We start from the raw sequence: 12,144 nt of genomic DNA, 5'->3' as shown, positions 1-12,144 counted from the left end.
AGTCATTCTCTAAGCTTTACTATATTGTAAACTATATTTTCTTATATAATAAGTTGATAACATAAGTGTCAACAACTCTGCAATAGGCACTGTCCACCAAATTCCATCATTACCTAAGTATTTAGGCAGAATATATAAAAATGCTATTATTAATATTACCCCTCTTAAAACTGTTATCAATGTAGAAATATCAACTTTTTTTATTGCTGTAAAATATCCAGCCGTAACTATATTTAAACCATTGATAATATAGGCAAAACTATATATTACTAAAGCATACTTTGTCAATGAGAAAGTATCAGGATCATTTAAGAAAGTATGTATTATCTTATCAGCAAAAAGATTTATTCCACCATAGAATATTACTCCTGTAATAATTATCATTATCAAACTTATCTTCAATGTTTTTATTACATTATCATATTTTTTAGCTCCTAAGTTAAAGCTTACTATTGGCTGTATTCCTTGGCTAAATCCTATCATTGTCATTACCACAAATGAAGAGATATAACCTATAACTCCAAATGCTGATACTCCCTTTTCTCCTAGAGATTTTAATATTACAAGGTTAAATACAAAAATAGCAATACCTGTTGAAACTTCTGCTAAGAATTCTGCAAAACCTACCTTTGAAATTTTTATTAATTCTAAGAATGAATACTTAATCTTTGTAAATTTTACTTTTTTAGTTTTAAATAAAATATAATAAAGTAGCATTGAGGTAGACGTTAATTGAGATATCCCTGTTGCAAAAGCTGCTCCCTTTATTCCATATGGGAAAACTGCTACAAGAAGATAATCTAATACAATATTCATAATTCCACCCATTAGAACACATATAGCTGGATATACTGGATTCCCATCTACTTTAATATATATTTCTAAGGCATAACCTACCATATAGCATACACAGAATAAAATAATAATGCTCATATAGTCTTTAACATATGTGAAAAGAACTCCCTCTCCACCTAAAAAATGGATAACTGGCTCAATAAAAATAGTAATCAATATTGATAACACCACTCCAAAAACTGCTAAAGATATAGTTGCCATTGTAAATATTTTATTCCCTGCTGTTCAGTCACCAGCACCATAGTGTATTGCTATTAGTGTAGAACTTCCAACAGCTATCATTATTCCAATAGCAAATGTAAAGTTAATAAGCGGCATAGTGATATTTACCCCTGCTAGTCCCAATGGTCCTACATATTTACCGATAAAAATTCCATCTACCATACTATAAATAGTAAACATCCACATTGAAACAACTGAAGGTACACTATACCTCAAAATGGTCTTTAATAGTCCTTTGTTTCCTTTCATTTTAAATCACCCCTCACTTTTTATAACTATATGATAAACCTTAGAACTATTCTAATGTCAAGTAAAATATGTTATAATATTTAAAAAAATAGGTGATTTTATGAAAAAATTTTATAAAATTGGTGAGATTAGCAAGTTATATAATATTAGTAGTGATATTTTGAGATATTATGAAAAAATAGGTTTAATTACTCCTGATATGAGAGGAGAAAATGGTTATAGATATTATTCACAAAAGCAGATATGGAAATTAAATAATATTAGAAATTTGAGAAATCTTGGTGTTTCTCTAGATATGATAACTAATTTTTTAAATGATAGAAGTATGGAAAAAACTAAAACTGTAATTAATTTTCAACTTACTAAAATTAATGAACAATTAAAAAAACTTCTCTCTTTAAAAGAGGAACTTGAAGAAAAAAAGAAAAATATAGAGTATTTTGAAAATTTTTCTCACTTTGAAACTCCTATAATAAAAGAGATTGACAACAGGTATGTTCTATTCAAAGAGGGGCATTTTAAAGAGGAAGAGGAGATAGATTTTGAACTTAAAAAATTGAAGAGATTGAATTTTGAAGATAATGATTTTATTTTTACTGAGAGTGAAATAGGAGCCACAATAAAACTTGAAAATTGGAAAAATGAAAATTATTTTGATTACAACAGCACTTTTATTATTACAACAGATAAAACAGATCATATTATCCCTAAAGGAACTTATCTAACTTTTACTTTTAAAGGAAGCTATGAAAATGTGATAGATCACTATAAAAATTTAAAAAATTTTATCACTACAAATAATCTTACTGTTATCGGGGATATTATTGAGATCTATCACATTGAAATTCATATTACTGATAATATTGAAGAGTATATTACTGAGATTCAAATCCCAGTAACGCTCTCTTAAGATATTTCTCTTACAACCATTTAGCTTTCCAAAGATAAATTCCCATTAGTATAACACCAATTCCCCAAGAGATAGGGTAAAGAACATAGATATTATCTATTGTATTATTCATTGGTAAGATAAAGTGAAGCCAAATAATTCTAAATATACACATTGAGAAAAGGAGAATTATCATAGGTGGCATTGTTTTTCCTGTTCCTCTTACTGCTCCTACCAATGAATGAAGTATAGCTAACAGTGCATAGAAAGGACAGAAATATTTCATAGCTTTAATACCTGCATCTATTATCTTTTCATCTTGTGTAAATAATTGCATAATGGATTGAGAGAAAATAAATAACAGTATTCCTATTATAGTTGTATAAATTACTCCCATAGCTATAGTTATCCAAAGTCCTTTCTTAACTCTATCTTTCTTTCCTGCTCCATAATTTTGTCCTGTAAAAGTTGTACTAGCCATTCCTAAACTTAAAACAGGTAATATATTAAATCCATCCACCTTTAAATAAGCTCCAAAACCTGCCATTACACTGGCACCAAAAGTATTTACACTTGATTGAATAAGAACATTTGAAAGAGATACTACCATACTTTGAATCCCAGTTGGAAGTCCTATTTTTACAATTTTTATAGCTGTTTCCTTATGAACTTTTATTTTATTTAAGTATACTCTATAATTATCAGATACTTTTACTAAAAATCTAAGTGCTAATATACAAGAGATAAATTGGCTAATATTTGTTGCAATAGCTACTCCACTTACCCCCATTCCTAAAATTTTAACAAAAATTATATCTAAAATAATATTTGTTACTGAGGCAACTCCCAAATATAGAAGAGAACGTTTTGAGTTTCCCACTGCATTTAAAATTCCAGCTTCCATATTATAAACAATATTAAATACTGTTCCTAAGAAAAATAATCTCAAATAAGTTATTGATTCTGGCATAACTTCAATTGGAGTTTTCATCCATTCAAGAAGTTGAGGTGTAAATATAAAACCAACTATTGAAAGAAAAGTCCCAAATAAAATTGACAACATCATAGCTGTATGAACTGAAAGCTCAATTTTTTTATTGTCCTTAGCTCCTATGGAATGAGATACAATTACCCCTGCTCCAACAGATATTCCTTGGCTAAACCCTATCAATAGATTTATCAACGCTGTACTTGATCCAACAGCTGCTAAAGCACTGCTTCCAACATAGTTTCCTACTATTATTGAATCCACTGTATTATATGTTTGTTGTAGAAGATTTCCTAATATCAATGGAATTGAAAACAGTAAAAGACTTTTTACTATATTTCCCTCTGTCATTGATATAGATTTCTTTTTTCTTTTCTCCATTTCTCCCCCATTTAAAAATATATAATATTTAAATTGTATTTTTATTATAAAATTTTAATTATACTTTTTACAAGAAAAAATCATAAAAAAAGCTATGTAAATTAATACATAACTCATTAATTTACAATAGCTTTTCTCTTTTTTACTCTTTCTCTGCGTTTTTCTTCTCAAAGCTAATAAGAATTGGTGAACCTTCAAATCCAAATGATTCTCTAAACTTATTTTCAATATATCTAGCATATGAGAAATGAATTAACTCTGGATAGTTACAGAATAACACAAATCTAGGTGGAGCAACTGATACTTGTGTAGCATAGTTGATTTTTACTACTCTACCTTTTCTTGTAGGTGGGTTATTCATCAATACAGCTTCTTTTAATACTGTATTTAATAATCCAGTTGAAATTCTCTTAGTATACTCTTCATAGATTGTATCTGAAATTTCAAGAATTTTTGTAGTTCTTTGTCCAGTAAGTGCTGATACAAACTCAATAGGTGCATATGAAAGGAATGGTAATTCAGCATATAGCTCCTCTCTCATACTCTTCATAGTAACCTTATTTTTGTCTACTAAGTCCCATTTATTTACTACAACTACTATCGGTTTTAACTCTTCAGCTGCAATTCCTGCAATTCTCTTATCTTGCTCTGTAAGCCCCTCTTTACCATCAAGCATAAGTATACATACATCTGCTCTTTTGATTGTTTTTATAGCTCTCAATACTGAATAGTACTCTAGGCTTTCCTCAACCTTTGATTTTCTTCTAATACCTGCAGTATCTATTATCATATATTTTTTATCATTGTATTGAACAACTGTATCTATAGCATCTCTTGTTGTTCCAGCTATATCACTTACTATTGTTCTTTCCTCTCCTGACAATCTATTTACAAGAGATGATTTTCCAGCATTAGGTTTTCCTATAATAGCAAGTTTTAATGTGTCCTCTTCCTCTTCTGGAAGTTCAATTTTTTCTATCATCTCTGTTACTAAATCAAGTAAGTCTCCAAGGTTTACCTTGTGTCCCCCTGAAATAGGAACTAGATTTTCAAATCCAAGTCCCCAGAAATCATATACATCATCTTGTTGTTCAACAAAGTTATCAATCTTGTTTACACAAAGAATGATAGGTTTTTGTTTCTTTCTAAGAATGTATGCAATCTCTTCATCTAATGGGTTTACCCCTGCTTTTCCATCAACTACAAAAAGAATAACATCTGCTTCATTCATAGCAACTTCAGCTTGTTCTTTTATTTTAGTCATCATAAAATCGTTGTTTCTTGGCTCAAGTCCACCTGTATCAACAATTACAAATTCTGTTCCATTCCATTCTGTTTCTCTATAAAGTCTGTCTCTAGTAACACCTGGCATATCGTCAACGATAGCAACTCTGTCCCCTACTAGATTGTTAAAAAGTGTTGATTTTCCAACATTTGGTCTTCCAACTATTGCAACAATAGGCTTCATTTTTTACCTCCCTATTAAAATTTATCTTCTCTTATTATTTTCTCTCGGAATTAAGATATCCTTTTGTTTTTGTTTCTTTCCATTATCCTTTTCTACAAAAAGTTTCTTACCTGTAAAAGGATCCATCTCTGTATAATACATCAAAGTAGAATATGTTGAAGGAGTAGGTGTAAATATTTGTACCTGCTCTGGGTTAACTCTCAACTCTGCTGATGCAAATCTTTTCAGATCAAGCATATCCTTTTCATTGCATCCAGGATGTGCAGCTATTAAATAATAAGTTAAAAACTGTTTTTTTCCAAGCTTTTTATTAATTTGATAGAATTTTTCTTTAAACTCTTTTAATGGTGCTTTCCCCTGTTTTCCCATAAGTGAAAGAACCTTATCCTCAGTATGTTCTGGAGCGATTTTCATCTGTCCTGATACATGATCTTTTATAATCTCCTCCATATACATCTGACCACATTTTTTATCATCTAAAATCATATCATATCTTATTCCAGATGCAATAAATATTTTTTTTATTTTATCTATTCCTTTCAATCTTTTTAAAAGATCTATCTGCTTACTATGATCTATTTTTAAAGCTGGACACTTTTGTGGATAAAGACATCTTCTATCTTGACAAGCTCCAAATTTTAACTTTTTCTTACATTCAACTTGATACATATTAGCTGTAGGTCCACCTACATCAGCTATATTCCCTTTAAACTTCTTCATCTTAGTAATCTCTTTAACTTCATCTACTATTGAATCCTCTGTTCTTGAAATCACTGTTCTTCCTTGATGAATAGCTATTGCACAGAAGTTACATTCTCCATAACAACCTCTATGAGTTGTTACAGATGTTTTTATTGTATCTAAAGCTCTTACTTCTCCCATTTTCTTGTAATATGGGTGTACATCTCTTTCAAAATCCATTGAATAGATAGCATCTAACTCTCTACTTGAAAAATTTTCACTAGGTGGATTTTGAATAAGATATCTATCTCCACACTTTTGATACAATCCTTTAGCTAAAATTGAATCACAATTATGATAGAAAGTTTCAAAAGCTTTTATAAACTCCTTCTTATCTTTTACACAATTTTCATATGAAGGAAGTTCTAAATACCCTTCTTTAGCCTCTTTAGATATATAACTTAAACCTCTTATATCTCTCCAATCCTTTTTATCTCTAATTGCTCTAGCTAATTCTAGCATAGATTTTTCACCCATTCCATAGGATAAAATATCTGCTTTAGCATCAAAAATAAGAGGACGTCTCAGATTATTACTCCAATAATCATAGTGAGTTATTCTTCTAAGACTAGCTTCAATCCCACCTAAAACTATTGGCACTTCACTATTTTTAAAATATCTCTTAATAAGATTTGTATAAGCTATTGAGGCTCTATCTGGTCTCTTTGTGTTCTCTCCACTTGGAGTAAAATCGTCACTTCTTCTCTTCTTCTTAGTTGCTGTGTAGTTTGCCACCATAGAATCTACACAACCAGCAGATACAGCCCAATAAAGTTTTGGTTCTCCCAATCTTTTTATATCAACATCACTATTAATATCTGGTTGAGCTATAACTCCAACTTTAAAACCATGTTTATACAACCATTTTCCTATTAATGCTGTTCCATTATATGAAGAATCTATATATGTATCCCCTGATATTAAAATAATATCTAAGTAGTTCCATCCTAATTTCTTTACCTCTTCCATCGTTGTAGGTAAAAACATAATTTATCACCTGTTATTTTTAGACTTCCCTTTATTTTAACACATAATCTAATTTTTTTCGAATAAAATTTAAAAAATGTACCTTTAATTTCAATTATTAAAAAAGTTATACCACTAAAAAATCCCAAAAGTTTATAAATTTGGGATTTTTAGTTTTTTATTTTATTCTATATTCATTTTCCCAGTTTTTAATAAAATGTAGTAAGAGTTTTAAAGTATCTTTTAAATCTTCAAAGTTAGGAAAATTTCCAAAAACCATATTTTTAAATTTTGTATTATATATCTTTTCTATTTTGTTAATTCTTTCAAAATCATCAAATAAGAAAGAGTTTCTATAGATAGTATCCTTTCTTTTTCCAAAGAAATCATTTTGAATTACTACTTTAGAAGCCATTTTATAAGAAGCTTCAGTTTTTAAAAATTCTTTAATCTCATCAAGTTGATAAAGCTTATGTAAATCATAAAGATGCCTTATTTTATTTCCAAGTTCTACCTCAGCGTTTTCTTCAAAAGTATAATCCAATACTGCAAATAACTTTTCTATGAAAGTCCTTTTTACAGATAGGACATTAATTTTAAAACTTTCTAATTCAAACTGAGATATAAATTCTTCTTTTCCAATTTTTCTTAAATATTTTGCTATATAGCTTTCTATCTCTAAAGTTTCTGTTGGTTCAGGTGTGGATAAAGAGTTAATTTCTAAAACTATAACATCACTAACTTGTCCTTTATCTTGTTCATTTATTTGAATTGGGTATTGATATATTGTTTTTCTTATATTTCCTCTTTTAGATTCTCTTGGGTGTTTTGGAAGATAAATCATTCCTTCTGTTATTGTTTCTTCTATGCTTTTTAACAATTTTTTCTTTTGATTATCTCCTAAAGTTGAATTAGTAAGCTGTAAATCTATATCTTCAGAGAATCTATTAATAGCATTATATCCTTTTGAAAGGGAGGTTCCACCTTTAAATACAACTTCATCTTTAAAAAAACTACTGCTTAATTTTTTTAGAATATAGGTTACCCAATAATCCTTTTCTATGTAAAATTCTAAAATCCCCATATCTTTCGCCGTAAGAGATATTAAAACTTTAAAATTTTCTAAATTTTTATGTAATATCACTAACTAATCCTCCACTCTTTCCCATTTTTTAATTTTAAATTTAATTTAAAAGTCGTTGTTTTATTTAAGTTTTCTCTTATTTTTTCTACTCTTAATATATTTTTCTCTTCTACCATACTTCCAAGTAAAGCTAATATAACTGCTGTATAATATTTTTCAGCTAAATCAAGAAGAAAACTAATCTCTTCATAGGATAATTTTAAAATAATATTTTTCATTAAATCATAACTTTCCTTTATATCTGAATCAGGTATATTTTTTAAATTTTTTAATATATCTAAGATTTCTAAATATTTTATATTTTCTTCTATTATTGGAGCTTTATTTTGAATAAACTTTATCTTTATCCCTTCATATTCTCTAGGATTCTTTCTTACATTTGTTGCGATTTCAATGGTATTAGAAAGCTGTGTAGTTAACCCATATTTATTAAAAAGATTTATTCCAGTAATATATCCTACCCTTTTTTCTCCAACATAAATATATTTTTGTATAAAGTCTTTTATAGAAAGTGGAAGCTCTCCAAAAATAGTTTTTTGAGGAAGATAGTATAATCCTTTTTCAGCTCTTTTTAATTCTCCTTTTTTAACCATTCTTTCTAATCTTTTAAAAAGAGCATAATTTAAATCATTAGAAAAAAATACCTTAGTATCTAAAATTCTATTCTTTTGATTATATAAAATATTTTTTATATCTATTGTAATATTATTCATATTTCTTCCTTGTATGATATAAATATAAAACTTATACCATACTCCTCCTTTCTAAAAAGTTTTTTTTACATTTATTTCGACTATATCTTTTATAATATCTTAATATATTATATCATTATTATTAAAAATCTTTTAGTTTTTTTTACATTTATTTTGACATTTATATTTCTACATCTTTTTATTTAAAATACCTGTACTATTAATTTTATCTATTATAGTGGATATTTTAATTAAATCATCAAATTTAGGGAAAATTTTTGTTAAAGTCTTTCCAAATATTCTATCTGAAATTTTTGGAAGTTCATTTTTATCATAGAAACCATTTTTCATAAAGTTCTTTATTATCAGCTCTATCAATTCAATCTGATTTCCATTAAATTTTTCTCTATCTAAAAAATTAGCAAACTCCTTATTTAATGCTTCTTGATCCAATCCAACTATTGATCTTAAAAATATTCCTAAAGGATTTTCTATCTTATATTTTTCCTTTATCTCTTCCAATTTATCAGCATACTCTTTTTTTATCTCTAAAAAATCTATCTCCTCATTTCCATAGAGAAGTTGTTGAAGTTGTTTAATATCTTCTGCATCAAGAGGTTGATTGAATCTCAATTTTTTTATTGCTAACATCTCTTTATTCTCTTCTAAATACTCTTGAAATTTTCTTTTTAAATCATATGTATCATATTTCATATAATTTATCTCTTTCTCTTCAACACTAATTATGCTATCATTAAAATCAATCTCTTTTATTTTTTTTACTTGTTCTTGGTCAAGATATACAGTAAGAGGTTTTATCTTTTCTTTTATCTCCTCTAGTTCTAAAATATCAAGATTTTCCATATAGTTTTTATCTTTAACTATTTTTAAAATCTCTTGACTATTATTTTGAATATGTTTTATTGTTCCCTTACTCTTTAACTCTTTGGCTACCTCTTGTATTTTTTCTTTTTCTCCTGCTATATTTTTTTCTTCTGTTAACTTCAATTGAGTCTCTAGTATAAGATTTTCAAATCTCTTTTCCTTTTCTCCACCACTTACTATTTCAAAAGGTAAATTTTTAAGATTATCAACTATATCCTCTACATCTTTTTCACTTAAATTATACAATTTATTTTTATCCTTATACATTTTTACATATCCAATTTTTATTTTTACAGATATATTTTCCTCATTTAGTGACTCTATATTTTCATAGACAGAATCAATTAATTTCTCTCTTAATTGCACATATTTTTCATCTGCTTGATACTCTAAATCCTGCAATTTATATATCAATTTAACTTTTTTAGAAAATATTTTACTTGTTAAATTTTCAGTTAATTTTCCCTTTACCTCTTCAAAATTATCTTGCATCTCAAAATAAGAGAAGTTATTACAAAAGTCAAAAATTAAAAAATCTTCCTTGTCCTCTCCTGCTCCAAAAATATCTTTACATTTTCTTGTTCCTCTACCTATCATCTGCCAAAATTTAGCCTTTGATCTCACCTTTTTATAAAATACAAGATTTAAAATCTCTGGAATATCTATTCCTGTATCTAACATATCAACAGATACAGCTATTTGTGGCATATCTTTAGGGTCACTAAATCTCTCTATAAGATTTTGAGCATACTCTACCTTTGTAGTTATTTTTTGACAAAAATCCCCATTTTTTCTATACATCTCATTGAAAACTTTTACTATATGATCTGCATGTCTATCATTTCTAGCAAAGATTATCGTTTTTCCTAATTTATCTCCACCATCTATCTTATACCCCTCTTCCATCAGTTTTCTAATAACTTCTCTTGTAGTTCCCTCATTAAAAAACCATCTATTTATACTATCTCCATCTATAGCATCTAACATAATTTCATCTTCATCAAAAAGACTCTCATATTTTTCTTTATCTTCCTCTGAAAGATTATTATAAACTATTCCATTCTCTGGATAATTTAATTTTATCTCCTTTATTTTAGGTAATACTAAATATCCTTTATCTGCTGCTTCAAAAAGATCATATGAATCTGTAGGCTCCTTTGAACTCATACCAAATACACTAAAGGTATTTCTATCAATCTCTTCTTTTGGAGTAGCTGTTAATCCCAACAACAAACTATCAAAATATTCAAAAAGATCTCCATATTTTTGATAAACACTTCTATGAGCCTCATCAACAATTATAAGATCAAAAGCTCCTATACCATATTTATTTGTTCCATCCTCTCTTAATTTCTCAGCCTCTACTGCCATAGTTTGATAAGTAGAAAATAATACCTTAACATTATCTCTATTTTTCTCTTCAACTAAATTACACAAAGTAAAATTTGGAAGATAAATTTTAAAATTATTCATAGCTTGTTTAACCAATGCCACTCTATCAGCTAAAAATAGTGTTCTATTTATTAGGTTTAGATTAGATAATGTATTTACTATTGATGCTGATACCCTAGTTTTTCCAGATCCTGTAGCCATAACTAATAGTGATTTTCTATTTCCATTATTATAATTTTCCAAAACCTTAGTTATTGCTCTTCTTTGATAAGGTCTACCAGCTATATTATTATCTATTGCTTCTAATAATACCTTTTCATCTATCTTGTTCTTTCTTCTGCTTATAATTCTAATTAACTCTTCTTTTCTATAGAACCCATATATTTTTCTTTCTACTGCTTCTTTATCATCGTAAATATATGTTTCAAAACCATTTGTACAAAATCTCACTGGATAAAAATTAAATTTTTTCTCTATAGCTTCAGCATACTGTTGTACTTGCTCTCTTCCTTCTCTAGGATCACGAGCAGTTTTCTTAGCCTCTATCACTGCTAAAGGAGTTCCATCATCTCCCCACAAAACATAATCAACTTTTCCTGCTCCTGTTTTGCTACTAATTCCTTCTACTGGATACTCTCTTACATTTTTATCCTCTAATTTCCAACCAGCTTTTTTCAACATAACATCAATATACTTTATTCTTGTTTCTTTTTCAGAAGTAGTTTTTTGAGTTACTGGAATAGTATGTTTTTTAGTTGGAACCTCTTTAATTTTTTCAACACTATTTTCTACAGAATTATTCTCATAAGAAAGAACAACTTTTTCCTCATTAAAAATCTTCCCTTTAGGTATAAGCTCCTCATTAAACTTAATCTTATCATCTTCAAGAGAACCATAACAATAATCTATCCATACTGCTAAATCATACAATATTTTTACACATTGAAGTGCTATATCATAATCTATTATCCTGTTTTCATGTACAGCCATATTTCCTATTTTTCTTATAAAGTGCAATGTATCTATCTGTTTAGGATCTTCAAATATTTCTCTGAATTTAAAATTATTTAATAGATCTTTTAACTGATCTCCATATGGTTTTACTATCTTCTCAAATTTAAAAATCAAGGCAACACAAAATTCAAGTGCCCTTCTTGAATAAAAAACACTTGTTCTAGGTTTGATATAACAATTTTCCTCTGCCTCTCTACACTCTTCATATAAACCTTTAAAGTTATTTTTTAAAAAATCAAAGTTCCCCATAAATAAAAC

General features: G+C 27.8%; 9 protein-coding genes. 1 reads left to right on the top strand and 8 read right to left on the bottom strand.

The genetic code is table 11. From position 1 onward, the window contains the following. Window positions 1–9: 9 nt before the first annotated feature. Together I6E31_02945 and I6E31_02940 are read right to left on the bottom strand one after the other, a co-directional pair. The gene (locus tag I6E31_02945) at window positions 10–1,056 is read right to left on the bottom strand and encodes a polysaccharide biosynthesis C-terminal domain-containing protein (GenBank protein ID MCF2638927.1); all 1,047 of its coding nucleotides are present in this window, start codon (window positions 1,054–1,056) and stop codon (window positions 10–12) included. 24 nt (window positions 1,057–1,080) lie between these two features. Then, a complete protein-coding gene (locus I6E31_02940) occupies window positions 1,081–1,326 on the bottom strand; it encodes a hypothetical protein (GenBank protein MCF2638926.1) in 246 nt (81 codons plus the stop codon). 100 nt (window positions 1,327–1,426) lie between these two features. Here I6E31_02940 and I6E31_02935 point away from each other — a divergent pair, with 100 nt between their 5' ends. Continuing rightward, on the top strand, window positions 1,427–2,236 hold the full coding sequence (locus tag I6E31_02935; GenBank protein MCF2638925.1) for a MerR family transcriptional regulator: 810 nt from the start codon (window positions 1,427–1,429) through the stop codon (window positions 2,234–2,236). A 10-nt stretch (window positions 2,237–2,246) separates the two neighbouring features. Here I6E31_02935 and I6E31_02930 read toward each other — a convergent pair whose 3' ends face one another. From I6E31_02930 to I6E31_02905, 6 genes are all read right to left on the bottom strand, one after another. After that, on the bottom strand, window positions 2,247–3,584 hold the full coding sequence (locus tag I6E31_02930; protein MCF2638924.1) for an MATE family efflux transporter: 1,338 nt from the start codon (window positions 3,582–3,584) through the stop codon (window positions 2,247–2,249). 142 nt (window positions 3,585–3,726) lie between these two features. Then, entirely contained in the window at window positions 3,727–5,052 is a 1,326-nt protein-coding gene (gene der, locus I6E31_02925) for a ribosome biogenesis GTPase Der (protein MCF2638923.1), read from the bottom strand. Window positions 5,053–5,073: 21 nt separating this feature from the next. Then, window positions 5,074–6,783: a YgiQ family radical SAM protein gene (locus tag I6E31_02920; protein MCF2638922.1), complete on the bottom strand. Its 1,710-nt coding sequence runs from the start codon at window positions 6,781–6,783 to the stop codon at window positions 5,074–5,076. A 154-nt stretch (window positions 6,784–6,937) separates the two neighbouring features. Next, on the bottom strand, window positions 6,938–7,903 hold the full coding sequence (locus tag I6E31_02915; protein ID MCF2638921.1) for a nucleotidyl transferase AbiEii/AbiGii toxin family protein: 966 nt from the start codon (window positions 7,901–7,903) through the stop codon (window positions 6,938–6,940). Beyond that, window positions 7,903–8,616 (bottom strand): hypothetical protein, encoded by a 714-nt coding sequence (locus I6E31_02910; GenBank protein ID MCF2638920.1) that lies wholly within the window; start codon window positions 8,614–8,616, stop codon window positions 7,903–7,905. Before I6E31_02910 ends, I6E31_02915 begins: the two co-directional genes overlap by 1 nt. A 168-nt stretch (window positions 8,617–8,784) precedes the next feature. Then, window positions 8,785–12,135: a DEAD/DEAH box helicase family protein gene (locus tag I6E31_02905; protein MCF2638919.1), complete on the bottom strand. Its 3,351-nt coding sequence runs from the start codon at window positions 12,133–12,135 to the stop codon at window positions 8,785–8,787. Between the last annotated feature and the right edge of the window lie 9 nt (window positions 12,136–12,144).

This window comes from Fusobacterium varium, assembly GCA_021531615.1.
Lineage (GTDB): Bacteria > Fusobacteriota > Fusobacteriia > Fusobacteriales > Fusobacteriaceae > Fusobacterium_A > Fusobacterium_A varium_C.
This window is presented reverse-complemented; position numbering and strand designations above follow the sequence as displayed.